Source organism: Micromonospora sp. NPDC002389 (assembly GCF_040296095.1).
In the GTDB taxonomy this organism is placed as follows: domain Bacteria; phylum Actinomycetota; class Actinomycetes; order Mycobacteriales; family Micromonosporaceae; genus Micromonospora.
Window position 1 is genome coordinate 151,397 of the sequence record NZ_JBEOWP010000013.1, and the last position, 23,379, is coordinate 174,775.

At 66.9% G+C, this 23,379-nt stretch carries 25 protein-coding genes and 1 other RNA gene; 20 read left to right on the top strand and 6 right to left on the bottom strand.

The window, feature by feature from the left end:
* Window positions 1-103 precede the first annotated feature (103 nt).
* Genes ABT008_RS23615 through ABT008_RS23625 form a run of 3 tightly spaced genes read left to right on the top strand, consistent with a single transcriptional unit; the run spans window position 104 to window position 2,931 of the window.
* The gene (locus ABT008_RS23615) at window positions 104-991 is read left to right on the top strand and encodes a Nif3-like dinuclear metal center hexameric protein (RefSeq protein ID WP_350698489.1); all 888 of its coding nucleotides are present in this window, start codon (window positions 104-106) and stop codon (window positions 989-991) included.
* Window positions 988-1,725: a zinc ribbon domain-containing protein gene (locus tag ABT008_RS23620; protein ID WP_350698490.1), complete on the top strand. Its 738-nt coding sequence runs from the start codon at window positions 988-990 to the stop codon at window positions 1,723-1,725. Before ABT008_RS23615 ends, ABT008_RS23620 begins: the two co-directional genes overlap by 4 nt.
* A gap of 3 nt (window positions 1,726-1,728) precedes the next feature.
* Window positions 1,729-2,931 (top strand): bifunctional RNase H/acid phosphatase, encoded by a 1,203-nt coding sequence (locus ABT008_RS23625; RefSeq protein ID WP_350698492.1) that lies wholly within the window; start codon window positions 1,729-1,731, stop codon window positions 2,929-2,931.
* Window positions 2,932-3,064: 133 nt separating this feature from the next.
* On the opposite strand, the gene ABT008_RS23630 is transcribed toward ABT008_RS23625, so the two are convergent.
* The gene (locus tag ABT008_RS23630; RefSeq protein WP_350698494.1) at window positions 3,065-3,580 is read right to left on the bottom strand and encodes a mycothiol transferase; all 516 of its coding nucleotides are present in this window, start codon (window positions 3,578-3,580) and stop codon (window positions 3,065-3,067) included.
* Window positions 3,581-3,674: 94 nt separating this feature from the next.
* On the opposite strand from ABT008_RS23630, the gene rnpB reads away from it, so the two are divergent.
* An RNA gene (gene rnpB, locus ABT008_RS23635) (RNase P RNA component class A) lies at window positions 3,675-4,091 on the top strand.
* Window positions 4,092-4,706: 615 nt separating this feature from the next.
* Here rnpB and ABT008_RS23640 read toward each other — a convergent pair.
* Both ABT008_RS23640 and ABT008_RS23645 read right to left on the bottom strand, forming a co-directional pair.
* On the bottom strand, window positions 4,707-7,385 hold the full coding sequence (locus ABT008_RS23640; protein ID WP_350698496.1) for a protein kinase domain-containing protein: 2,679 nt from the start codon (window positions 7,383-7,385) through the stop codon (window positions 4,707-4,709).
* Between the two features lie 44 nt (window positions 7,386-7,429).
* Window positions 7,430-7,849 carry a GntR family transcriptional regulator gene (locus ABT008_RS23645; protein WP_350698497.1) on the bottom strand — a complete coding sequence of 140 codons (420 nt, stop codon included), beginning with the start codon at window positions 7,847-7,849 and terminating at the stop codon, window positions 7,430-7,432.
* Between the two features lie 598 nt (window positions 7,850-8,447).
* On the opposite strand from ABT008_RS23645, the gene ABT008_RS23650 reads away from it, so the two are divergent.
* The 15 genes from ABT008_RS23650 to ABT008_RS23720 all read left to right on the top strand — a co-directional run bounded on the left by ABT008_RS23650 (window position 8,448) and on the right by ABT008_RS23720 (window position 19,787).
* Window positions 8,448-8,732 (top strand): hypothetical protein, encoded by a 285-nt coding sequence (locus tag ABT008_RS23650; RefSeq protein WP_350698498.1) that lies wholly within the window; start codon window positions 8,448-8,450, stop codon window positions 8,730-8,732.
* Window positions 8,722-9,063: a hypothetical protein gene (locus tag ABT008_RS23655; protein WP_350698500.1), complete on the top strand. Its 342-nt coding sequence runs from the start codon at window positions 8,722-8,724 to the stop codon at window positions 9,061-9,063. Before ABT008_RS23650 ends, ABT008_RS23655 begins: the two co-directional genes overlap by 11 nt.
* A 127-nt stretch (window positions 9,064-9,190) precedes the next feature.
* Complete coding sequence (locus ABT008_RS23660; RefSeq protein WP_350698502.1) at window positions 9,191-10,012, top strand: GntR family transcriptional regulator; 822 nt, start codon at window positions 9,191-9,193, stop codon at window positions 10,010-10,012.
* Window positions 10,000-10,776, top strand: a complete 777-nt coding sequence (locus ABT008_RS23665) for a glycosyltransferase (protein ID WP_350698504.1) — start codon at window positions 10,000-10,002, stop codon at window positions 10,774-10,776. The genes ABT008_RS23660 and ABT008_RS23665 overlap by 13 nt, the downstream gene beginning before the upstream one ends.
* A gap of 914 nt (window positions 10,777-11,690) precedes the next feature.
* Window positions 11,691-12,086, top strand: a complete 396-nt coding sequence (locus tag ABT008_RS23670) for a transcriptional regulator (RefSeq protein ID WP_350698505.1) — start codon at window positions 11,691-11,693, stop codon at window positions 12,084-12,086.
* A 273-nt stretch (window positions 12,087-12,359) separates the two neighbouring features.
* On the top strand, window positions 12,360-13,982 hold the full coding sequence (locus ABT008_RS23675) for an FtsK/SpoIIIE domain-containing protein (RefSeq protein ID WP_502890492.1): 1,623 nt from the start codon (window positions 12,360-12,362) through the stop codon (window positions 13,980-13,982).
* Window positions 13,979-14,227 (top strand): hypothetical protein, encoded by a 249-nt coding sequence (locus ABT008_RS23680; RefSeq protein ID WP_327024681.1) that lies wholly within the window; start codon window positions 13,979-13,981, stop codon window positions 14,225-14,227. Before ABT008_RS23675 ends, ABT008_RS23680 begins: the two co-directional genes overlap by 4 nt.
* A gap of 5 nt (window positions 14,228-14,232) precedes the next feature.
* Window positions 14,233-14,424 (top strand): hypothetical protein, encoded by a 192-nt coding sequence (locus tag ABT008_RS23685; RefSeq protein ID WP_350698507.1) that lies wholly within the window; start codon window positions 14,233-14,235, stop codon window positions 14,422-14,424.
* A complete protein-coding gene (locus tag ABT008_RS23690; RefSeq protein ID WP_350698508.1) occupies window positions 14,421-14,966 on the top strand; it encodes a DUF2637 domain-containing protein in 546 nt (181 codons plus the stop codon). Before ABT008_RS23685 ends, ABT008_RS23690 begins: the two co-directional genes overlap by 4 nt.
* Window positions 14,963-16,714: a replication initiator gene (locus tag ABT008_RS23695; protein WP_350698510.1), complete on the top strand. Its 1,752-nt coding sequence runs from the start codon at window positions 14,963-14,965 to the stop codon at window positions 16,712-16,714. Before ABT008_RS23690 ends, ABT008_RS23695 begins: the two co-directional genes overlap by 4 nt.
* Before the next feature lie 2 nt (window positions 16,715-16,716).
* A complete protein-coding gene (locus ABT008_RS23700) occupies window positions 16,717-16,896 on the top strand; it encodes a helix-turn-helix domain-containing protein (RefSeq protein ID WP_169596195.1) in 180 nt (59 codons plus the stop codon).
* Window positions 16,896-18,113: a tyrosine-type recombinase/integrase gene (locus ABT008_RS23705; protein WP_350698511.1), complete on the top strand. Its 1,218-nt coding sequence runs from the start codon at window positions 16,896-16,898 to the stop codon at window positions 18,111-18,113. Before ABT008_RS23700 ends, ABT008_RS23705 begins: the two co-directional genes overlap by 1 nt.
* A gap of 43 nt (window positions 18,114-18,156) precedes the next feature.
* Window positions 18,157-18,438: a DUF7660 family protein gene (locus tag ABT008_RS23710; RefSeq protein ID WP_350698513.1), complete on the top strand. Its 282-nt coding sequence runs from the start codon at window positions 18,157-18,159 to the stop codon at window positions 18,436-18,438.
* Window positions 18,439-18,735: 297 nt separating this feature from the next.
* On the top strand, window positions 18,736-19,233 hold the full coding sequence (locus ABT008_RS23715; RefSeq protein ID WP_350698514.1) for a helix-turn-helix domain-containing protein: 498 nt from the start codon (window positions 18,736-18,738) through the stop codon (window positions 19,231-19,233).
* Window positions 19,230-19,787 carry a DUF6036 family nucleotidyltransferase gene (locus ABT008_RS23720; RefSeq protein ID WP_350698516.1) on the top strand — a complete coding sequence of 186 codons (558 nt, stop codon included), beginning with the start codon at window positions 19,230-19,232 and terminating at the stop codon, window positions 19,785-19,787. The genes ABT008_RS23715 and ABT008_RS23720 overlap by 4 nt, the downstream gene beginning before the upstream one ends.
* Window positions 19,788-20,030: 243 nt before the next feature.
* On the opposite strand, the gene ABT008_RS23725 is transcribed toward ABT008_RS23720, so the two are convergent.
* From ABT008_RS23725 to ABT008_RS23735, 3 genes are all read right to left on the bottom strand, one after another.
* Window positions 20,031-20,390, bottom strand: coding sequence for a hypothetical protein (locus tag ABT008_RS23725; RefSeq protein WP_350698518.1), 360 nt, complete (start codon window positions 20,388-20,390; stop codon window positions 20,031-20,033).
* Between the two features lie 216 nt (window positions 20,391-20,606).
* Entirely contained in the window at window positions 20,607-21,383 is a 777-nt protein-coding gene (locus ABT008_RS23730; protein ID WP_350698520.1) for a GntR family transcriptional regulator, read from the bottom strand.
* 83 nt (window positions 21,384-21,466) lie between these two features.
* The gene (locus tag ABT008_RS23735) at window positions 21,467-22,654 is read right to left on the bottom strand and encodes a helix-turn-helix domain-containing protein (protein ID WP_350698522.1); all 1,188 of its coding nucleotides are present in this window, start codon (window positions 22,652-22,654) and stop codon (window positions 21,467-21,469) included.
* Between the two features lie 395 nt (window positions 22,655-23,049).
* On the opposite strand from ABT008_RS23735, the gene ABT008_RS23740 reads away from it, so the two are divergent.
* On the top strand, window positions 23,050-23,274 hold the full coding sequence (locus ABT008_RS23740) for a winged helix-turn-helix domain-containing protein (RefSeq protein WP_350698524.1): 225 nt from the start codon (window positions 23,050-23,052) through the stop codon (window positions 23,272-23,274).
* Window positions 23,275-23,379: the final 105 nt, after the last annotated feature.

The following is a 23,379-nucleotide window of genomic DNA, read 5'->3' on the forward strand; positions in this document are numbered from 1 at the left end:
TCGGGAACGCCGACGCCGGTGGCGACTGCGGGGGCGGGTGAGATGCCCAAGGTCGGCCGGGTGACGTCCCGGAGTGCCGCCGACGCCGGTAAGCTGGCCCGCCGTGAGCACAACCGCAGCCGTGCCGACCGTCGCCGACGTCGTGGCCGAGCTGGAGCGGCGCTATCCGCCCGCCTGGGCCGAGGAGTGGGACAAGGTCGGGCTGGTGCTCGGCGAGCCCGATGCCCCGGTCCGCCGGATCCTCTGCGTCGTCGACGTGGTCCCGGAGACCGTCGCCGAGGCACTCGCCGCCCGCGCCGACATGATCATCGCGCACCACCCGCTGCTGCTGCGGGGCGTCTCGTCGGTGGCGCCGACCACGTACAAGGGCCGGATCATCCACCAACTGATCAAGTCCGACGTCGCGCTCTACGTCGCCCACACCAACGCCGACGTCGCCGTACCCGGAGTCTCCGACGCCCTCGCCCACCGGCTCGGCCTGACCGACCTGCGCCCGCTGGTGCCCTCAAGGCCGGGCAGCCCCGCCGCCGGTGAGGGCCGGGGCGCCGGGCGCATCGGCCGGCTGCCGCAGCCGCTGACCCTGGCCGAGCTGGCCCGGCACGCCGCCGCCGTGCTGCCTCCCACCGCCATCGGCGTACGCGCCGCGGGCGACCCGGACCGGACGGTGCGTACGCTGGCAGTCTGCGGCGGTGCGGGGGACAGTTTCCTGGCCGACGCGACCGCCGCCGGGGTGGACGCGTACCTCACCGCAGACCTGCGTCACCACCCGACCGGCGAACACCTCGCCACCGGTGGACCGGCGCTGCTCGACGCCACCCACTGGGCCACCGAACGGCCCTGGCTCGACGACCTGGCCACCGGGTTGCGCGCCACGATGCCGGACGTCGAAACCCTGGTGTCCGACCTGGACACCGACCCGTGGACCGTACACGCCGCCTCACCCGCCGCTCCGGAGCGATCCGCAGCGGACGACAAGGAGCCCCGACCGTGAAGGCTGACCCCCAGGTCCAGCGCCGCCTGCTCGACCTCCAGGCGATCGACACCGCCCTCGCCCAGCTCGCCCACCGCCGCCGGGCGCTGCCCGAGCGCGCCGAACTGGAGGCCCTCGCCCGGGAGTTGTCGTCGCTGGAGGACGAGCGGGTCCGCGCCCAGGTGGCCGTGGACGACCTGGACCGGGACATCGCCCGGCTGGAGAAGGACGTCGACCAGGTACGCGCGCGCAAGAAGAAGGACGAGGACCGCCTCGCCGCCGGTGGCGGCCCGGCCCGCGAGCTGGAGGCGCTCCAGCACGAGCTGGTCTCCTTGAACCGCCGGCAGAGCGACCTGGAGGACGCCGAGCTGGAGCTGATGGAGCAGCGCGAGACCGCCCAGTCGGTGCTGGACGGCGTCGAGCAACGGCTGGCCGAGGTGCGCGAGCGGCGGGCCGCCACCGAGCAGCGCCGCGACGAGGCCCTGGCCGAGATCGGCCGCGAGGAGGAGTTCAAGCGCTCCGCCCGGCAGCCGCTCGCCGGCGACCTCCCCGCTGACCTGGTGCAGCTCTACGACAAGATCCGCACCGACACCGGGCTGGGTGCCGCCCTGCTGACCGCCGGCCGCTGCGGCGGCTGCCGACTGGACCTCTCCGGCGCCGACCTGGCCCGGATCCGCAAGACCGACCCCGACGAGGTGGTCCGCTGCGAGGACTGCCGCCGGATCATGGTCCGCACCAACGAGTCCGGGCTGTAGCCGGTGGCACCACGTACCGTGCTGGTCGAGGCCGACGGCGGCTCCCGGGGCAACCCCGGCCCGGCCGGCTACGGCGCGGTTGTCCGTGACCAGGCGACCGGTGAGGTGCTGGCCGAGTGCAGCGAGTCGATCGGCACCGCCACCAACAACGTCGCCGAGTACCAGGGCATGATCGCCGGCCTGACCGCCGCCGCCGAACTGGGCGCCGCCGAGGTCGAGATCCGGATGGACTCCAAGCTGGTCGTCGAGCAGATGTCCGGCCGCTGGCAGATCAAACACCCCGGGCTGCGTCCGCTCGCCGCCCAGGCCGCCCAGATCGTCAGCCGGTTCGACGCGGTCCGCTTCACCTGGATCCCCCGGGACCGCAACACCCACGCCGACCGGCTGGCCAACGCCGCCATGGACGCCGCCGCCACGTCGGGCACTGCCACCCCGAGCGTCACGCCACCGCGTACCGTCGAGTCACCGCGCCGCCTCGGCGGCCCGGAACCGGCCGGCGGCGGCGCGACCCAGGTCGCCGCCCGCGCCGAGTCGCCCGGCACCGACCCGAGCAGCGTCCCGGTCTCCTGGGAGCCGCGCCCCAGCTTCACCGCCACCCGGCTGATCCTGGTCCGGCACGGCGAGACCGAGTACACCGAACAGGGCCGCTACTCCGGACGCGGCGACATCCCGCTCTCCGCGAAGGGCAAGGACCAGGTGCGGGCCACCGCCGCCCGGGTCGCCGCGCTCGCCCCCGACACCGCCGCCGTGGTCAGCTCACCGCTGTCCCGGTGTACGGCGACCGCCGAGGCCATCGTCGCCGCAATCGGCGACATCCCGGTACGCCGCGACGACGAGCTGATCGAGTGCGACTTCGGCGCCTGGGAGGGCCGGACCTTCGCCGAGGTACGCGAAGGTTGGGCCGGTGAACTCGACGCCTGGCTCGCCTCGCCGAGGATCGCCCCACCCGACGGCGAGTCCTTCGACGAGGTAGCCCAACGCTGCACCCGCGTGGTGGAGCGACTGCTCGCCGCGTACCCCGGTCAGACCGTGGTCGTGGTCTCGCACGTCTCGCCGATCAAGCTGATGCTGCGCGACGCGCTCGCCGCCACCGACGCCTTCCTGCACCGCCTCTACCTAGACGCCGCCGGCATCTCCATCCTCGACCGCTGGCCCGACGGCGGCGTAGCCGTCCGCTCCATCAACGAAACCCCCTACCTCCCCTGACCGACCGGGGCCGCTGTGCGGGGCCGCTGTCCGGGGCCGCCCTGCGGGGTTGATCAAGGAGTTTTGGTCACCGTTCGCGGGTGATCCAGCCCCAAACCCCTTGATCAACCCCAGGGGGTACGGGTGGGTGGGGTTACTCGCCTAGGGGGCCGTTGGCCAGCTCGGCGACGATGTCTAGGTGGCCCAGGTGGCGGGCGTACTCCTGGACTAGGTGGAACAGCACCCGCTCCAGGGATGCCGGTGGCGCGCCGTTCCAGCGGGGGCCGGGGGCGCCGACGGCGTCCAGGTCGGCGCTCTGCACCACCGTGCGGGTGTGGGCGCCCTGCGTGCGCAACTCAGCCACCAGCTCCGCCAGACCCAGCTCCGGCGGTACGTGCCACCGCTTGTCCCGCCAGTCGCCCCATGGCTCGGCTACCGGTTGGCCCTGGAAGCCCCACTCGATCCAGCGCAGCTCGACGAACCGCAGGTGCCGCAGCAACTCCACCGGAGTCCAACCCGACGGCAAACGGCTCGCCCGCAACTCCGCCTCGGGCAGCGCCGACACCTTGGCCAGCACGCTCTCCCGGAAATAGTCGAGGTAGCGCAGGAACACCTCGGCCCGCCCGTCGGCCGGAGCCGTGCACTCGGGAAACGGCGGCAGCGTCGTCATCGGCCCATTATGCGTACCCCCGGACGACCCGGCCCGCGGTCCTGCCGGCGCAATAGGCGGCGACCCGGTGTCGTTAGGATGAGCGTGCGACGGACGAGTCGACCGGGCGGTCGCGTCGGCGGGCTGCGGCCCGCCGCCGAGGAACGTCCGGACTCCACAGGGCAGGGTGGTTGTTAACGGCAACCCGGGGCGACCCGCGGGACAGTGCCACAGAAAACAGACCGCCGACCCCCAACGGGGACGGTAAGGGTGAAACGGTGGGGTAAGAGCCCACCAGCACCCCGGGTGACCGGGGTGGCTCGGTAAACCCCACCCGGAGCAAGGCCAAGTAGGGCCGTCACCGCAAGATGACGACCCGCGCAGACGCTTGAGGGCGGCCCGCCCGATGTCTGCGGGTAGGCCGCACGAGCCTGTCGGCGACGGCAGGCCGAGATGGATGGCCGCCGCCGGTGCGAACCCCGCAAGGGGTACGCGCCGCGCACAGAATCCGGCGTACAGGTCGACTCGTCCGTCGCCCACCAGCTCAGAGACCTGATCAAGGCTCTGAGCTAGTCCTATGTTCGGGTGTCGATGGTCGTTCATGGTCAACATTGGTCGGCGTTTAACGCCCTGACGACACCCTGACGCCCTGGAGACGCCCTGAGTGCGGGCTCAGTCGAACTTGCCTCGGGCCGGGCGGGCTGCGCCGTCTTGGGGCCCTTTCCGGGGTCGGTGCTCGGGGGTGTTGGGTCGGGGCCGGCGGCTGCGGGGAGGGCCGGGCACGTCCTAGCGCGGTGGAGCTGCTGCCGTGACCCGGTGACCCGGTGGCAAGCCAGTCCCGGGTTTGGACTGGCGCGGCAGCCGGAAGCCCCAACCCCGCGCCTAGGTCGACCCGCCGGCTTCCGTCACGGCCTTGCTGGGGCTGGTTCCTGGGGATGGTGGGCGGTGTCCCGGCGGCTGTCGGTGGCTTACCGCCCCGGCGCCGTAGGCGGCCGGGGTGGCTTGCCGCCGGCCGGGCTTGCCGCCCCGCACCGCGCGGAGCGCGGTGCCTTGATTCAGAACAGAGGAAATCGGCAGCCGAAGAACTTCTGGAACTCCGGAGCTGTTGGCTTCGATCTATGGAGGATGGGCGCAAGCCGCAGCCAGTTTAAAGCAAAGCTGCTGCAAGTTTTCGGATCTGGTGGCTGTCCTGTTCAAGGAGGAGTTTTCGCAACTCCTGCATGCCTGACCTATGAGGAGGGCCGTCTAGGTGGAGCCGACTAAGACCAATTTCCCATTCGATGTGATTCCTTGCGCGGTCAATCAGGATCACAAGGCCAGGGTTTCCGTCAACGTTAGTAGAGAGGGCGCGGGTCATGGCGGGCCATCTAGTAAATATTTCAGCAAAAATTGCTAGCGGTTTTCCCATTTCTACGCCATTGGATATCGACATATCTGGGGTTGTTCTTAGCAGTAGCCTCAAGTAAAACTGCCACAAGGTTAGTGTTCGCTTGGCTTCCCTTCCGGAAAGGTCACCCATTATCTGAATTCTTGAACGAAGAAATTCTCGAATTTCCGGATGGGATTCGAGAGCGTAAATCGTAGTTCTCTCGCTTTCCGCGACTGTGCTGGTTAAGAATAGACGTTTTCTTCCTGCAAGCCACGGATTCGCCCGGGGCGGCGCATCCGCCGCTTCCGTTCCCAAGCTGGGTGGATCTAGCTCGTCGCTCGTCGCTACTGGGCCTAGGAGATCAGCGAGGTAGAGGTCAACGTGCTCGTCACGTACACGGGGCAGTGTTATCGGCAGGTGTGTAAGCTTGCGTAGAAACGTCCAGCCGGCAGAGGGGTCTTGGCCGTACCGTACGGCATTGCTTTTCGCAATGTGGCCATACACCTCATCCAACTGTGCCGCTACAATCGTCTGATCCAATCCGATTACCAGTCGACATGCCTTGAGTGTTCCGGATAGGAACAGATTGAGAGCTTGCAGTACCTCGACTGAGCCTTGCGGTCCACAACGATCAAGGTCGTCTACGAATATGACAAGCTCAAGACCGCAGTTGTATAGGGCGTCAAGTACCACTTTTACATCATGTTGGAAAAGGTATAAGCTGCCCGACTGTGCATGATGAAGAGGATCGCGAATGGTGGGCTCGTTATTAGGCGCACTAAGCGTCCCGCTCAATACCGGGCCTTTGAACAGTTCCTCAGGAAGGAATGCGTCGGCCCGGCCTAGGAAGTACCGCAGAGTGGTGTGAATAATTCCTAGGGCGATTAGAAATAGAGGTATGGCCCAGGCGATTGTCGTTAACTTCGATGCTGCTCCGTTCGAGTCTAGCTTGAGGAGTTGAATGGCGGCAGGGATGATCAGAGCGATCACTGAGAACTTGAGGAGCGGTGACGTTACTGACTGCCTCAAGTGACGGCGAAGACGTGATCGATCTATCCGCGCGGCATTCTGGGCAAACCAGAAGCGGTGCTGTGCGTTCTCGCTATCGAACATCGCTTGCACCGCTGCATGGTTGATTGTCTTGGCGAAGCCGGCCCACACCTGCTCGCTTGACTGATGTGACCAAGGCTCGAAGAGTGCGGTTGCCGGCGGCCGTTTTTCCCTGTGTGGATCATTCAATTTGTAGGTTTGGGCGATTTGTGTTCCAGTTTTCAGGCGTGCCAAAGAGCCAAGGATTCGGTGAGCCTCAACCGGAGTGAATCGAGCATTCCGTTTAAGGGAAGTTAGTCTGTCTATGATTTTTCGATTATTTTTGTCCTTTAGTCTCCAATCGTGCTCGCGGAGGTCAAGACGATCCTTGATAAGGCGCATTACGGTTGTCTTCCCGGACCCCCAGGGTCCATCGACCGTAATCACCTGAGGGCCGGTGTGGTTGGCGCTTTCTGCATGTCCGTCGTCTGTCAAAGAAAGAAGATCTGTGAGAACATCGACTAAAGCATTTCGGCCGAGAAGGTCCTGTTTTGATGGCGAATCACCAAATCCCCTAGTGCGAACCGTTGGTCGCCCCCGGTTTTGCTCTCTACCTCCGGCTACCTCCCGCAATAAGGTCTCTGCTTCTGATGCTGAAGGCCGGCGCGGCGGATCTTGTGCCAGCATCCTAAGGATTACGGCTGAGAGGGGGGTTCTGCGGGTAAACGGACGTATCTCGCCTTGACGGATTCCCTCGAACAGCACGTCGATCCTATTGCCAGAGAAAGGTGATGCATCCTCAAGGGCAGAGTAGAGAGTGACCCCAAGTGCCCAAACGTCGCTTGCTGAGGAGTGCTGCGATCCTTCAATCAACTCGGGTGCCATGAAGAGAGGAGTGCCAGTGAGATTCTGTGCGGAGGATCGGTCGGGGGGATAGCTGCTGAATCGAGCTATTCCGAAATCCGCGAGGGCGATGTGCTCATCTTTGCCTATCAGGATATTAGACGGTTTGACGTCGCCGTGTATTACGCCGGAACGGTGAGCGGTGCTTAGCGCAGATGCGATGGTGGCGCCAATTCGGGCGATTTCCGTTGATGTCAGCGAGTTTTCAGCAATTATGTCATTTAGGGTCAGTCCGTCAGGGATGTATTGCATGACCATTGCAGGTCGCCGGTCTGCGAGAAAAATAAAGTCGTAGACCTTTACGATATTAGGGTGGTCTAGTTGGCTTGCCGCCCTGATCTCGTTCATGAATTGCGGCAGCATCGGATCACTTTGTGCTGAACTGCTCCCGAAGATCTTGATGGCGACGAAACGTTCAGTCATGTCATCGTAAGCGCGCCAAACCTCGCCGAATGATCCCCTTGATATGGGTTGGTCGAGACGATAGCGGCCGATGAACTTATGCTTCATGGCGGGGATTTCCATGGCGACCTCAGAACTATGGGGGCCTGTATGGGGTTAGGCTGAGTTCATTTCAGATTAGTGTTCAGTCGACGATAAGAGTTTATTATTTCTGTTACTTTGCCGCTCCGCCGTACCACGATCTGCTCTTCTTCCACCAATTCTCCGCGAGGTACGCCTAGAAGGCGGGATACTTCGGTACTTGCTGGAATGATGTGGCTGCTGAGATCTACCTCCTGGCCCGCGCCATCAGTCCGAGCTTGTGCCGCCGCAACAGTCCCCCGCCCGCGCTCCGTTCTAACCAATCCCTCGTCGCGAAGTAGTGCGAGGGCATGGCGGATAGTGCCTCTGCTGGCCTTGAATTCCACCATCAGTGCTCCCTCTGAGGGGAGAAGGCTTCCTGGCGCGATCAAGCCGGAGATGACTCGCGCTCGGAGCTTGCTTGCTATGACCAAGTAGCGAGGCCTGCCATATTGCGGGGTGGGCATCTCGACACCGTACCTGGCACTTGTCTTACCAAGTGCCAACCGCAAGCGTCGTTCTGGTGTGTAGACAAGTCGTCCACTTGTAGGTACGTTTCCGGGTGTGCGGCTGGGATGACGGCGTGTATCAGGGGTGGTGCTGCGTCGGCCTGGTCGTTTGTGAGGCGCGGCGTCCTGGTGGGCCGGTTGCGGTAGTCGCGCGTACAAGGTGGCTCGGCGATACCCGACCCGTCCGGTGTCGGAGGTGCGCCGTGCCCTCTGTCTGGCCGGTGGCCGGCTGGTTCCCCCGGTCGGCCACCGGCTCTCCTACACCTGGAGGTGCGATGCCTGGCTCTCATCGTGGACGTCCCTGGCTCCTGTCTTGGCGGTCACGCCGACAGGCGAACCGGGCTGCACCCGGAGTCGGAAGCTGCTCGGGCGCTCCCACCCCTGCTCGCAACGCCGTTCCGCTGCGCTGGGCGTTGGAGCGGACTCGTGAGTTGCCGGCGTTGCGTCATGCGCCGCTGCTGACCCGGGGGCAGATGGTTCGGGGCAACGGTGGGCGGTGGCCGCGATGAGCCAGACGAGCCGGCGACCCGTCGTGGCTAGCCATCCTGCGTGGTGTGTGCCAGACCGGTGTGGGCATCTGGTGCTGCCGGTGCTGGCGCACATGGCGCGTCGTCATCGGGGCGTGTTGCTGCGGGTGGGTGAGGTCCGGTCGTCCGGGCTGGTCGTGTCGTACCTGATCGGCTCCGACGACGAACCGCCGACGGTCGTGGTGCACGCTTCCTGCCGGGCCGGTTCCGGCTGGGCGGAACTCACCCTCCCGCAAGCCGGGCAACTCGTCGACCAGCTCCGCTCGCTCCTGACGCAAGCCGCCTGCCCAGGGGAGGGCGAGCATGGACAGTGACGAGCCGACCAACATCCACACGGCCAACACTGCCGATGAGGCATCGTGTCCTGACTGGTGCCGGGGCTGCGGGCCGAACGATCCGATGCATCGGGGGCTGCTGGCCACGATCGGTAGTGAGGGTGGCGGCTGGGTGAGTCTGCAACTGCTCCTGGACCGGTTTCGGCGGCGCGAACCGGTCGTCAAGATCAGCGCGACCCGCTCCGGCGGAACGGAATCGGTGTTGTTGTCGCGTATGCAGCTCGATCGGCTGATCTACGAACTGACCTACGCCCGGTGGCGGGTCATGACCAAGGGGCAACCGTTGGAGGGACACTATGGCGACCACTGACCGTAGCTCCCGCCGTACTCCAGTGCCCGCGCGTCGGCCGCGACGATTGGTGGTGGCTGTGGACCCGGTGCCGGAGCAGCCGGCGGGTGGGACCACCTGGCAGTCGTTGGAACGTCTAGGGGGTACGGTGACCGGTGTGCATGGCCGCGACTGGCGCCCTCGTTACCTGCAACTCGCTGAAGAGTTGCGGGTAAAAATCACGAGTGGGGAACTTGCCCCCGGCACGCTGATGCCGTCGGAGACGGAGTTGGCCGACACGTCGGGCCTGTCGCGCACGAGTGTCCGCAACGCCATCCGCCAGCTCCGGGAATGGGGCCTGGTCCGCGCGGAGCAAGGGCGCGGCACCTACGTACGCGCACCACGCCAGCGGGTACGGCGTCGTAACGCGGAGCGGTACCAGTGGGAGAAGGATCGGGTCCTGCTCGACCAGGACGAACGCTTGAAGACCGGCGCGACCGAGCATGACACCGGCCTGACCGTCGACGATCTCAAGTTCCACGCCGAGTACACCCGCGTGGAAGCCGATGCGGAGATGGCGGCGGCCCTGCAAGTGGAGCCGGGTACGCCGCTGCTGCGCCGGGTGTACTGGACGTCGTCACGCCATGAGAACGCGCCGCTGACCATGTCGTACTCGTATCTACCCTATGACCTGGTGGCCGCGAACCCGGACCTGCTCGACGCCAGCAACGAGCCCTGGCCCGGCGGCTCACAGCACCAGCTTCACACGATCGGCGTCGAGCTGGACCGGATCGACGAAGAGGTGCGGGCGCGTCCGCCGTCGCCGGATGAAGCCGAACTCCTCGACATCGACCCTGGCGTCTCCGTGTTGACCGTGCGTAAGACCTCCATCGACATCACCGGCCGGGTCGTCGAGGTGGCCGACGTGGTGATGCCGGGGGATCGGTCTGAGCTGGTGTATTCCCATAAACTGCAACGGTGGAAAGCCTGACGGGCCTCGTCTCGGTCATCACCCCGGTCCACGCGCCGAGTGTCGAGTACCTGGAGGGCGCGTACGACTCGTTGGTCAAGCAGGACATGCCCGACGGGTGGGACTGGCAGTGGCTCGTCCAGGAAGACGGGCAGACCGGCGTGTTGGACGGGGTTCTGCCGGACGACCCTCGCATAAGCCTCGGCGGCGGTCGTCCCGGCGGCCCCGGTGTTGCCCGCACCCTCGCTCTTTCCCGTGTCACCGGGCAGTACGTCAAGGTGTTGGACGCGGATGACCAACTCACGGCCGGCGCACTCGCCCGCGACATCGCCGCCTTCGACACACACCCGCAGATCGGGTGGACGACGTCCCGCGTCCTGGACCTGATGCCCGACGGGTCGACCGTGGGATGGGACCAAGACCCCGACGGTGGACCGGTCGGCCGCGGTGCCGTCCTCGCCTTCTGGCAGGCCAACGGCTATCGCGCCCAGGTCCACCCCGCGACTCTGTGCATCCGCCGGGATCTGCTCCTGGCCCTCGGCGGCTGGATGGCCCTCCCGGCCTCCGAGGACACCGGCCTGCTTTTGGCGGCCAGCGCGGTCAGCGAGGGTTACTTCACCCGCGAACACGGCCTGCTCTACCGAAAGTGGCCCGGCCAGGTCACCAGTCAGGCTGCCCACCGGGAACCCGTCGAGTACGAAGGCCGCATGAAAATCATCGCGGCCAGAGCCGAAGCCCTGGCCTCAATGCTCCCGAACGGCCTGCCGGCCGCTCCTACGGCGTAGCCGCATGCTTCGGCATTCCATAAGTCCGCCACGAAGATGTGCCGCCGCCTGTCGGCCAGCGAATCCCGGGCGTACCGTTTGAACCTCTGAACGCGGTGCAGTAGTTATCGTTGACTCCTCGACCACTTTCGCCAAGTGGCAAATTTTCGCCCTGCCATCTGCAGTATTAGCAGAGTCGACAGTAGGGCTGGGATAAACCCAAGAATCCACAAGGTGATAAGCCCTGCACGGGGGGCAGCATCTGTGTCGCCGTGAGCGTAAATGTGCCAGCCTACCCAGGCTAGCGCCAGGGTGCTCGCCCCGGCGAAGGTTAGCAGGAGCGGTATCGTCGACCCCAATAGGCTGGGTCCTCTTCGGTTCTTCTGTAGCCAATGCTCCCACCGTAGTCCGCCGGGTACCTGATTGCTGAGTTCATCAGCGATGTATTTCGCGGCTCGCACAGTGCCGAAGTGGTGAGAGACTAGACGGCCACAAAGAAGGTAGGAAGTGAAGGGGATCAGAAGCAGGAGGGTGGTTAAACTTTGCTGAGACACGGAGAATCCAAATATCGCTGCTGTGACAGTTAGCTGTAACGACAGTATCTGATGTTGAGTTTGGATTCTCGCCTGGATTTCTTCCCGCAGTGCCGAAAATTCTGCCAGCGGTCCATCCCATCCGGATCCAATGCTTCTGCCACGCGCTCGTGCATCCATGGCGCAATCGTAGGTATTGATGGCAAAGAAGATCTTTATCTTCTTTCTGGGTTGATCCTGGCGAGCGAAGGGCCGGATGGGCAGTTTCCCCTGAATGCCCGACAAGGGTAGATGCGGTAGGGCTGCCAGCCCCGAGGACTAACTTGTTGACTTGTCTGCCAAGTGCCGTCTACGTTGGACCTCGCAACTTGGCAGACAAGTCAACAAGTTGGAGGTTGAGCGATGGCTCTGCGTGGCGGTACGAGGTTCGCCGTGCGGTTCGAGGACGTGTTCCCGGCGGGGTGCGCGTTGGTGCCCGAGTCGTTGGGTGAGGTCGAGGACTACGACGAGAAGACGGGCCGGCGGTCCCCGACGAAGGACAAGCTGACTGGTCAGCGGGTGTGGCAGGTCCGCGTGATGGACCTTGACCCTGAGCTGGGCAAACGGTCCCGGGAAACCACGGTGAAAATCTCGGCTGATTACCAGCCGGTGCCGCCGTCGGGTGCGCCGTTCGAGGCGGTGGAGTTCGACGGGATGACGGTGACGCCGTACGTGAGCAACAACGGTCGGATGGCGTATTCGCTGCGGGCGACCGGGCTGCGGGCTCCGGTGGTCGGCGGCAAGAAGGCGGCGGCGTAGCCGCATCTGGTGGGGGCGGGGCTGTCTGGTCTTGGCGGACGGCAGCCCCGCCCCCTGGTGTCTCTTCCCCTGCTCTGTCGAGAGAGGTCGTGACGTGTCCAAGGGTAGGCGTCGGGCTGGCCGTGGCTGGCCTCGGTGTGTCGCGTGTCAGGTCCGGTTCGAACCATCTACTGGTGCGGATGGCCGGTGTGGGTGCTGCGCCGGGCAGCTCGTTCTTCCGTTCCCGCCGGTGCGTGACGCGGCGGGCCGGTTCGTGTCGTCGCGGGGTGCCTGATGTTCGGGCGGCCTCGTGGTGACGTGGTGATGACCTCGGCCGGGGATCTGGTGGTGTTCCGGCCGAAGCGGTTCGCGCTGCCGATATGGGCGGTGCTGCTCGGCCTGGTGCTGCGCTGGTCCGGCCGGGCTGTCTGGTGGTGTCTGCGGCATCCGGTGGCCACCGGTACGGCGGTGCTGGCGCTGTGGCTGTTCGTCGAGTTCGGCTGGTCCGGGCTGGTGGTGCCGCTGGTGCTGGGGTCGGCGGCCTCGGCGGTGTGGCGGTGGCGGGACGAGTCGTCCTGGTGGACCTGGTTGGCCGGTCCGCTGCTCGGGTCGTTCCGGCGGGTGTTCGTCTACCGGCGGGTGTGGCGGGAGGCCATGACGCTGTGCGGGCTCGCTGACACCTACGACCTTCGGCCGGTCCTGCCGCAACTGCTGCGGGTGCGCTCAGATCAGGCGCTCGACGTGCTGACCGTCCGCATGGTCCGGGGCCAGACACCGGAACAGTTCCAGGCGGTCAGCGCGAACCTGGCGTACGCGTTCGGCCGGCGACACGTCCGGGTCTACTCGGAACGTCCCGGCGACCCACCGACCCGCACCGGACACGCGGCCTGGCTGCTGCGGCTCGTGGACCGGGTGCGGTTCCGGGATCGGCCGACGCTGGTCTACCTGGCGGTGGTGCGTACCGATGCGCTGCGCACGGTGGTCCCGCCGTTCGACGTGCCGACGGTGCCGGACTTCACCGCGCTGCCCCTGGCCCGGCGGGAGGACCTGCGTCCCTGGTCGCTGCACCTGCTTGCCACGCATGTTCTCGTGGGTGGGGCGACCCGCTCCGGTAAGGGGTCGGTGTTGTGGTCGCTGGTGCGGGTTCTCGGCGGCGGTATCGCCTCCGGTCTCGTCCGGCTCTGGGTGATCGACCCGAAGGGCGGGATGGAGTTCGCGCTCGGGCGTCCGATGTTCGCCCGGTTCGCCTGCAAGTCCTTCGAGGCCATGGCGGACCTGCTCGACGAGGCCGTGACCGTGCTGCGCGAGCGGCAGACCCGGCTTGCGGGCACGGTGCGGGTGCACACGCCGACGGAGGCTGACCCCCTGGTCGTGGTCGTCGTCGACGAGATGGCTGCACTGACCGCTTACCTGCAAGATGTCGAGCTGCGTAAGCGCATCGCCTCATCGCTGGGGCTGCTGCTGTCCCAGGGGGCCGGCGTCGGCGTCCTGGTGGTGGCGGCGTTGCAGGATCCGCGTAAGGACGTGCTGCCGTTCCGGGACCTGTTCCCGACCCGCATCGCGCTCGGCCTGACCGAGGCGTCCCAGGTCGACATGGTCCTTGGCGACGGTGCCCGCACCCGGGGCGCCCTCGCGGACCAGATGCCCCGGTGGGCGAAGGGCGTCGGGTACGTGATCCTCGACGGCACCCCCGACCCGATGCGGGTCCGGTTCTCGTACGTCTCCGACGACGACATCCGCGCCATGGCCCGCCAGTACCCGGCCCCCGCCGATGCGGCGGACATCCTCGCCCAGGTCGGCCGGGAAACCGCCCCCGAACCGGCCCGGCCACCGCTGCCGCGTACGCCGTCCGGACCGCTGCTGCCCGAATCGCTGCGCAATCTGCTCGACCGCGACACCAGGGGTGAGGGCCGATGACCGCGCCTGGTCGCCGCTTCTACCGGCTGCGTACCCCCGAACCGGTCACCGCCGTGTCCGTCCGCGTCGACCCCGATCGACCGGACCCGTACCCGGTGTATCTCGCGGTCGGTGCGGGCCGACGACGCATGTCCCTGACCCCCGACGAGGCGTGGGCGCTGTGGCGCTGCCTCTCCGAAGCGGTCGCCTCCCTCGGCACCCCACCCGACTACATCCGCACCGACATCCGACCCGCCCGGAGGTAACCGCCGTGAACACCCTCACCCGCGTCCTCAACCGGCTCCGGCGTCCGCTGCACATCCGGCTCGTCGGCCCCGCCCACCAGACCGCCGCCGCCCTGCACGGCGTGGCGCAGATGGTCGACCGCCGCCCCGACATGAACGGCCGACGCATCCGCATCGACCTCACCATCCGCGAGACGCCGCTGGAGGAATGGCGATGACCACGCGCACCGAATCCGCGGTACGCCTGGTGATCCTGCTCGCCATCGGCACCATGGCCGGCGCCGCCGCCTTCACCCACGTCCACGACCTGTCCGTTGCCCACGGCCAACCACACTGGATCGGCTGGGCCAACGCCGTAGCCGTCGAACTGATGGCCATCTACCTCGGCCTAGAGATCCGCGCCCGACGGCGCACCGGCCGCCCCGTCGGCCTGGTCGGCTCGCTCCTGGTGGCGTTCGCGCTGCTCTCCCTTGCCGCCCAAGTCGCGGGCGCTGAACCGTCCGTGTGGGGGTGGATCGTCGCGGCGGTGCCGTCGCTGGCCTTCCTCGCCCTGGTCAAGGTCGTCCTCTCCAACGCCCCGATCACCCCACCGACCGTCGAGCCGCACCCGCCGACCGCGTACCGGTCCGAGGAACCTGAGCCGACCACGGCCGTCGAGCCGGTCCGCCCGGCTGAGCCGACGCCGTCCGTCGTTCCGGCGGTGCTGCCGCCCCGTGCCGTCCAGCCGAACCGGCCGCACGTCGTGGGGATCATCCGATGACCGCTGCCACCCTGCCCGGCCTCGAACCCGCCCCGACCCCGGCTGCCACTCCTCGGCCGGGGTCGCGGGCGGCCCGCATGGCACTGCCCCGCTCGGTCGACGTGCTCAAAGAGATCGCGGCCGAGTACGGCGTCTGCGTCCGCCCCCTCGCGATGCGGCGCACCGACCTGAACACCGGCTTGACCGAGGTCGTCGACCTGCCCTGCGGTGCGACGCGGGAGGACAAGTGTGGGCCGTGCGCGAAGAAAAACCGCCGACTGCGGCAGGCCCAGATCCGGGAAGGCTGGCACCGCGACGACGAACCCCTACCGCCACCGGAACCGGCGACCGAGGAACAGAAGGCGCTGATCCTGCTGCGCGGTCACCTGGAGTTCTCCCGCGACGAGGCATCCCGGGCCAGCCAGTGGGACCAGGTCGACGACCTCGACGAGGCAATCCGCGAAGTCGAAGAAGCGATCACAGCCGAAGGACTCCGAGGCCGCGTCGCCCCACCACACTCGACCGGCGACGACGACCAGGGCGACGAGGACAACGGCCGCCGCCGCAAGCGTTCCACCCGCCGCCGGCAGGATGCTCCGGACTTGCCTCGGCGCAAGGTCGAGCGACGCACCGTCGGCCGCACCTACACCGCCCCCGACGGCACCGCCTACCGACCGTCGATGTGGCTCACGCTCACCCTCGACTCCTACGGCCCCGTCCGCCCCGACGGCACCCCACTCAACCCCGACCGGTACGACTACCGCCGCGCCGCCTGGGACGCCGTCCACTTCCCCCGACTGCTCGACCGGTTCTGGCAGAACCTGCGCCGCTGCGAAGGATGGAACGTCCAGTACGCCGGCTGCGTCGAGCCCCAACGCCGACTCGCCCCCCACGCCCACTTCGCCATCCGAGGCACCATCCCCCGCGACGTGCTCCGCATCGTGGCAGCGGCGACGTACCACCAGGTGTGGTGGCCCTCGGTTGACGTCCAGCGGTACACCCTCAACCGGCTACCCGTCTGGGACGAGCAGGCGTCGGCATGGACCGACCCGGACACCCGCGCGCCGCTGACCACCTGGACGGAAGCCCTCGACGCGATTGACGACGACCCGGACGCGGAACCGGTGCACGTCGTGCGCTTCGGCTCCCAGGTCGACGCACGCGGCGTCATGCCCGGCACCGACGACGCCGAACGCACCATCCGCTACGTCACGAAGTACATCACCAAACACACCGGCGACGTCCACAAGATCACCAGCAGCAGGCAGCGCGCACACCTGGACCGGCTGTGGCAGGAACTCCAGGTGACCCCGTGCACCGAACGCTGCGCGAACTGGCTGCTCTACGGCATCCAGCCACGCAAGGCCAACGCGAAACTCAAGCCCGGCCGCTGCAAGGGCAAAGTCCACCAACGAGACACCCTCGGCATCGGCGGCCGACGCATCCTCATCTCCCGCGACTGGTCCGGCAAAACCCTCTCCGACCACAAACACGACGTACGAGCCTGGGTACGCGCACTGCTCGGCGTCAGTGTCGGCCTCGATGGCGTCGACGACCAGGGCGCCACCGTCGAACCCGTCCGCCACGCCTGGGAACTCGCCCGACCCGACGACCCCGACGTGGGACCGCTGGCACACCGACTCCTGCGGGCCATTGGCGAACGCGCCCGCTGGCGCTCCGAACTCCTCGCCGCCAAGGACCGCGCCGCCCAGCTCCCCGACACCGAATCGACGTCGGGCACGAACGGCATGACGGGGGAGGGGCAGTGACGGTGGCGCACGATGGGCTCTGGACGATCCGGGACGTGGCGGCGTACCTGCGGATACCGCCCGAGACGCTGTACCGCTGGCGCAAGGTTAAGTACGGTCCGCCGGCCGCTCGGGTCGGTCGACACCTGCGGTACGAACCGGAAGCGGTCCGATCCTGGGTACGTGAGCAGGCGGCGGCCTGATGGGACACGTAGAGGATCGCTGGTACAAGACGGTTCACCACCCGGGTGGGCGACGGGAGCGGGTCAAGACGAACCTGTTCGGCAAAGGGCTGCGCTACCGGGTGCGGTACGTCGGGCCGGACGGCAAGGAACGGAAGAAGTCCTACCCCGACCGGGCCAAGCGCGAGGCTGAGGCGTTCCTCGTCTCCACCGAGACGGACAAGCTGCGCGGCTCGTACGTCGACCCGGTTGCCGGTCGGATGACCTTCGCCGAGTACGCCGAGACGTGGCTACGGACGCGCTCGTTCGACGAGTCGACCCGGGAGAGCACTGAGTTTCGAGTGCGGAAGCACCTGCTCCCGTGCTTCGGCTCTCGAAAGTTGGCCGAGATCAAACCGGGCCACATCCGGGAATGGGACGCGAGCATGGTCGGCAAGCTGGCTCCGGCTACCCGGGCCGTGGTCTTCGCCCACCTGCGGACCATCCTCGGCGCGGCGGTCGACGACGAGCGGATCACCAAGAATCCGTGCTCGGCAAAGTCGGTCAAGCCCCCGCGACCGGTACAGCGCCGAGTGGTGCCATGGCGATACGACCAGGTTTCGGCAATCCGCGCTGGCCTCGCCGAGCGGTACCGCGCGATGGTCGACCTGGGCGCCGGCTGCGGACTGAGGCAGGGGGAGATCCTGGGCCTCGGTGTCGACGACATCGACCTTGACTCGGGCTGGTTGCACGTCTCGCGTCAGGTCAAGCTCGTCCGCTCTCGGCTCGTCTTCGGGCTACCCAAGAACGACCGTGACCGTCGGATACCGCTGCCCGACTCCGTCGGCCTGGCGCTGCGGCAGCACCTCGACGACTTCGCCCCGCTATCGCTCACCCTGCCGTGGGAGAACCCGGCGGACGACGAGCGGGTCACGGTGTCACTGCTGTTCACCACAACCCGACGGGGCGCGATCAACCGACGCACCTTCGACAACAAGAGCTGGCGTCCCGCCGTCGTGGCGGCCGGCATCACGCCGACCCGTGCCACCGGGATGCACGCGCTACGGCACTTCTACGCCTCGTCGCTGCTCGACGCGGGGGAGAGCATCAAGGCCCTCGCGTCGTACCTCGGCCACGCCGACCCCGGCTTCACCCTCCGCGTCTACACCCACCTGATGCCGGCTAGCGAGGAACGCACCCGCAACGCGATCGACAACCTGTTCAGCCCCGAGAAGGGCGACGAGCGCGATGCACGCTGACACTCCGGGAAGCATCGGGTGGATGGCAAGGCACCATGACCGGATGAGTAATCCCTACGAAACGGGCCGCTTCGCCGACGTCGGCGAACTCGATCGAGTTGCCTCCCACAGCGACGTGGCGCGAGTCGTTGAAGAGATGTTGAGTGACCTTCGCCAGCACCCGGACCAGTGGGAGAACCCGACGCTGGAACGCTTCCTCGACGCGCTGTCGGCCTCGCTGTCGGCCTTGCCCAACTCCTACGCGAACGCGGGCGAAGAACTACCCGAGCAGCCCTCCTGGAAGCTCCTCGCCGAGGTGCTCGTCACGGCAAGCGGTTACGAGTGATCCTCTGCGGCTGACCGCTTATCTGGGGTGCCCAAAAGCCCGTACGCCCTGGCGACGCCCTGAGCGGGTGTCAGGCGAACTAAGCGCCTGCTCAGGGCACGAATGAACTTCATAATCCGGCGTACAGGTCGACTCGTCCGTCGCCCACCAGCTCAGAGCCCGACCTGATGCCGGCCAGCGAGGAGCGCACTCGCGCCGCGATCGACGGCCTTTCTTCCTGCGTGGTGATGCGGTGTGAGCAGCGCAGATGCGGTAGCCGAGTTGTGTTTTTGGCGTTTACGGCGCATGCTGGCAAGTATGAGTGGGGAACTCCTGACCACTGGTCAAGCGGCCAAGTTGCTGGGGTCGTCGCGTCAGCAGGTGGTCAACCTGTGTGAACGTGGGGACCTGCCGTTCGTGCGGGTGGGTGCGCACCGCAAGGTCAGGCGGGAGCATGTCGAGGCGTTGTTGCGGCCCGAGCGGGCGTTGACCCGTGATCAGCTCAAGTCGCTGTGGCTGCACCAAGCGGTGGCGGGTGGCCTGGTCGTCGATCCGGACGAAGTGCTGGGTAGGGCTGCGAAGAACCTTGATCGACTGCTCCGGCAGCATCGGGGGACTATGGCCGAGGTCTGGCTGAGGCGCTGGCAGGACAAGATCAACGAAGGCGTGGGCTCTGTCCTGCGGTCGTTGACATCGGAAGACCCGGAGGCTGTCGAGTTGCGGCAGAATTCGCCCTTTGCAGGCGTGCTCTCGCAGCCGCAGCGTCGGAAGATTCTTGAGTCCTTCAAGCGCAGCGGCGGAGACCGGGCGGCATGAGGCGCGCAGAGCTGGAGCACGTCCTGAGAGCGACGGGTCGGATTGTCGAAGACCGGAACGTCCTCATCATCGGCAGTCAGTCGGTGCTGGGGACGATTCCGGAAGGTGATCTTCCGTTGGAAGCCACTGCCTCGATGGAGGTAGATGTGGCGTTCTTCGACGACCCGGACGATCAGAAGTCCGACCAGATCGACGCGTTCATCGGCGAGTTCTCGCCGTTCCACGAGACGTTCGGCTACTACGCCCAGGGTGTGAGTGTGTCGACTGCCGTGTTGCCTGATGGCTGGCGCGACCGTTTGGTGCTGGTGGAGTCCGACAACACCCAGCCGGGACGTGGCTATGCACTCGAACCGCATGACTGCGTGGTGTCCAAGCTGGTGGCTGGCAGGGAGAAGGACACCAATTTCGCTGACGCGTTGCTCCGAGCGGGCCTGGTAAGACCGGACGTGGTCGCCGAGCGAATCGAACTCCTGGCCGACGTGCATCCCTTGGTGATGAAGCGCCTGCGGGACTGGATCGCCGCGTATCAGCCGGGGCCTGAAGCCGTCGGTTAGACGGATCGCGCGAAGCTGCTGGCGGCGCAGCGAAGACCCAGAGCGGGTGCCCCACAACTCCGGCCCTGGTCAGAGCGGGTGTAACCTTCATGGTCCGGTGTACCGGTCGACTCGTCCGTCGCCCACCAGCTCAGAGCCCTGAAATCGCTCTGAGCTGGTTCTATGCGCCGGTCTAATCCGACGTGGCGAGTGGCTTCGATGCGAGGCAGGACGGGGGCGTCCGGTGAACGCTGTCCCTGCTGATCACTGCGACCGGAACTCGTGGACGACCTCGATCGCACCGACGATGTGCTTGTTGAACTCGTCCAGTTCCTCGGCGGGTACCCACAACTCCAAGATGGTGTCGCCACCGACCTGACGGACGGGGTAGCGGCTCACAAACTCCGTCTCGACGCGGAAGCGGGTCACGTACCCCGTGCCGGACGCGGGCACGTTCCAGTCCCGGGCGATCTTGATCGCGTAGTCCTCGTTCAACACCGGATAGAAGATCGGCTGATCGGGAAGACGCGGTGGCCACTGCCGCCACCCCGAGGCGCGGACAAGTTCCAGCTCCTGCGGCCCGGTCGGGCGCCACAACACCGTCGTACCCACGCCACTGCTCATCTCGACCCCGCTGCTCCCGTCGATCGTGAGCCCGGACAGTACCGAGCCACCCGCGATCGACACCACCGCATTCACTGCTGGCCACGGTGAGCCGATATTGGACCAAGCGCTGCCTGATCGCCTCGAACCTTGGCCGGCGGCTCGCGCTGGCTGTCGGCGAGCATTCTCGTTCGTGACGGTAGGTGCCGGTGAATTCTGCCGGCATCCAGCAGCGACCTAACCCAGGTCGATTCGGTAGTCCAGGCTGACCCTGTCGGCGGGGATGGTGATGTCGGCGACTTCAAGCACGCGCTCCCCGGCATAGGTCTGCCGGGTGAGGACGACCACCGGTACGCCGCCGGGAATCCGCAGGGTGTCGGCCTCGTCGGGTACGGGCATCCTCGCCCGGACCTGCTCCCGCACCGACGTGATCGTGTGGCCCAGGCTGTGGAGCTGGGCGGTGTTGCCACCGGGCCACGGCTCGTTGGCGGGGTCGGCAACAGGCGTGCCGGCCACCATCTCCAGCAACAGGTATGAGGTCGACATCTGCTGCGGCGTGCCGTGTGTCCGGAAGACGAAGCGGCGTTCGAGCAGCATCGTGCCCGGCTCGACGCCGAAGAGGTCGGCGATCGTCTCGCTCGCGGGTGTCTCGTGGAACGTCTTGTCCAGGGTGTACGCCGACCAGGGGATCTGCTGGTCCGCCGTGAACGACGTGCCCAGTTCGCCGGAGCGGACCTGGTCGAGTTCCTTGCGGTACCGGTCGGACCCGAGACGCCGTACGGGCATGGTGGGACGCGCGTACGTCCCACGTCCCATCTCGGTGACCACCAGGCCCTCGGCGCGCAGCAGGGCGAGCGCCTCCCGGACCGTCCCGCGCGCCACGGAGAACTCGGCCATCAAGGTCGCTTCGCTGGGCAGGAGCGCCCCGGGCGGAATCGCGCCGGACATGATCCGGCGGCGCAGTTCTTCCGCCATCAACCGGTACCGGGGTGACCCTTGGTGCGCGGTAGGCACGTCCGTCACGGTACCGCCGTTTCTCCGGCCGTCAGTGGCCATGCTTTCCCGGGTTCAACGGACCGGACCTGCGTCGAAGAGGCTCAGATTGCCCCGATCGTCAGAGCGAGTTGGCTGATCGAGGCCGTGGTGTCTGCGGCCCGCGCGACTTCGGCGACGAGGGTGCGCGGCATAGGCCGGTGGCGGATCTCGGCGGGTGCAATCGTGTCCGCCTGCACGAGCAGGCGAGCAGCGTTCGCGGGGTCATCGGCGTGAAGGTACGCACGGGCGGCGTCGATGAGGTGTGCGGCGCGGTGTTCGACGGGCAGCCACCGCCAACCGTCCATCCCGATGGCCTTCCGGTGCCGGGAGATGGCCTCCGGCGCATCGCCCAGTTCGACGGCGACGGCAACGCGGGCCAGCTCGACGGTCGTCGGTCCGAACGAGGTCCGGTGATGGTCCTGCCGATCGCCGATCCGGGCGGCCATCTCGGCGGCTTCCTCCAGCAGGTCAGCGGTGGCGCGGTCGTTGCCGGCGGTCGCCGCGATCAGGGCGGCTTGCACCAGCAGCGCCCCGCATAACGACACCTCCTGCGGTGAGCCGGCGTCGAGGTCGGGCGGAGCCACCTGGTAGGCGGCAGCCAGCATCACGGACTTCGCCCGTGCCGACCCGCGCAGGACCTGGCCGAGCTGCACCGCAGCACAGGCCAGCAGGACCGGGTCATCGCTCGCGGCGGCTACAGCCCGGTCGGCAGCCAACCAGGCGAGGCTTGCCTCGTCCAGCTTGACCAGCAGCGCCGCCGTGAGTCGGTACGCCTCGACCATCGATGCCCGGTAGGCGTCCGGAGTCTGAATCTGAGCATGGTGGACCTCGCTCAACAGTGCGGGTAACAGCTCAATGAGCTGTGGATACCGGGCGTGCTGGTAGGTCGTCCACGCGTGCTCGATCTCGTAGCTCAACCGGCCCGGTGGCATCGTCTCGCGCCCGCCAGAGCGGCGCAGGACCATGTCGTACGTCGACAGCGCTGCCCGGATCCGGGCGACACCTTCGCTGCGTTCGGCGGCTTCGGTGCTCCGGCTGTCGCTTCCGAGCAGGGTTGCGGCGTCGACCCGCAGCACGGTGGCGATGTCGCGGATCACTGATACGCGCTCCAATGACCGTACGCCGCGTTCGACCTTGTCCACCCAGCTCTTCGACTTGCCCAGGCGGTCGGCGAACGTCTGCTGTGACAGCTTGCGTTGCACTCGCAGGTACGCGACCCGTCGACCGATCGGCACCGCGTCACGACCCACGGGACCACGACCGGTCAGACGGAAGCCAGTGGCCTCGGTTGATCGGGACTCGGTGGCGGTTGCGGCAGGGGAGGTCGTTGCCGCACCGACAGACGCGTCGCCATCGCTGCCAGGACCACACCGTCCGGTGAACGGAGCCCGAAGGACTTCGGGCAGTTCCCTCGTCCTGTGTCATCACCACGCCTCCTGCCAGCGCTTTGGGGCCGTGGGCACCCCGCCAGCACATTCAGGAGACGGAGTGCCCACGGTGGGGAGACCCGGCCGCCAAGCTGAGTAGCCCCACGAGCAACTTAAGACGCAATGTGCGCAGGGTCAACAGCTGGCGCACATAGCGTTGCAAGTCGAGGCTTCGGCGTGATCTCCTTGGACCAGCCGCCAAGCTGGGAGCACCACCGATGTCTGAAGCCGCATATCTGCAAGTAGCCCGGGAAATCCGCGAGCAGGTCAGCTCCGGCGAACTGAAGCCGGGCGACAAGCTGCCGTCCTTCGCCGCCCTCTGCGAGCACTACCAGGTCAGCAACACTGTCGTCCGCGCCGCCATGCTCATCCTCAAGGCCGAAGGACTCATCGACGGTCGCCAGGGCAAGGGCGTGTACATCGCCAACCCGCTCCCCAGGTAGCAGTTCGAGTCGACCCGTGTCCTGAGGGCTTCGCTGCTGGCGATCGTGCGGTAGACAGTTTGACGGACGCGAGTGGGCTTCCCGTGCCGAGGTGCGGGACTGGTG

Bases quoted from the DNA above. Each gene is read 5' to 3' on its own strand.
- ABT008_RS23645 (WP_350698497.1), bottom strand. From the start codon at position 7,849: ATGCCCACCCCGCAATATGGCAGGCCTCGCTACTTGGTCATAGCAAGC.
- ABT008_RS23680 (WP_327024681.1), top strand. From the start codon at position 13,979: ATGACCGCGCCTGGTCGCCGCTTCTACCGGCTGCGTACCCCCGAACCG.
- ABT008_RS23695 (WP_350698510.1), top strand. From the start codon at position 14,963: ATGACCGCTGCCACCCTGCCCGGCCTCGAACCCGCCCCGACCCCGGCT.
- ABT008_RS23710 (WP_350698513.1), top strand. From the start codon at position 18,157: ATGAGTAATCCCTACGAAACGGGCCGCTTCGCCGACGTCGGCGAACTC.
- ABT008_RS23690 (WP_350698508.1), top strand. From the start codon at position 14,421: ATGACCACGCGCACCGAATCCGCGGTACGCCTGGTGATCCTGCTCGCC.
- ABT008_RS23670 (WP_350698505.1), top strand. From the start codon at position 11,691: ATGGCTCTGCGTGGCGGTACGAGGTTCGCCGTGCGGTTCGAGGACGTG.
- ABT008_RS23740 (WP_350698524.1), top strand. From the start codon at position 23,050: ATGTCTGAAGCCGCATATCTGCAAGTAGCCCGGGAAATCCGCGAGCAG.
- ABT008_RS23640 (WP_350698496.1), bottom strand. From the start codon at position 7,385: ATGGAAATCCCCGCCATGAAGCATAAGTTCATCGGCCGCTATCGTCTC.
- ABT008_RS23655 (WP_350698500.1), top strand. From the start codon at position 8,722: ATGGACAGTGACGAGCCGACCAACATCCACACGGCCAACACTGCCGAT.
- ABT008_RS23675 (WP_502890492.1), top strand. From the start codon at position 12,360: ATGTTCGGGCGGCCTCGTGGTGACGTGGTGATGACCTCGGCCGGGGAT.
- ABT008_RS23630 (WP_350698494.1), bottom strand. From the start codon at position 3,580: ATGACGACGCTGCCGCCGTTTCCCGAGTGCACGGCTCCGGCCGACGGG.
- ABT008_RS23715 (WP_350698514.1), top strand. From the start codon at position 18,736: ATGAGTGGGGAACTCCTGACCACTGGTCAAGCGGCCAAGTTGCTGGGG.
- ABT008_RS23725 (WP_350698518.1), bottom strand. From the start codon at position 20,390: ATGAGCAGTGGCGTGGGTACGACGGTGTTGTGGCGCCCGACCGGGCCG.
- ABT008_RS23705 (WP_350698511.1), top strand. From the start codon at position 16,896: ATGGGACACGTAGAGGATCGCTGGTACAAGACGGTTCACCACCCGGGT.
- ABT008_RS23720 (WP_350698516.1), top strand. From the start codon at position 19,230: ATGAGGCGCGCAGAGCTGGAGCACGTCCTGAGAGCGACGGGTCGGATT.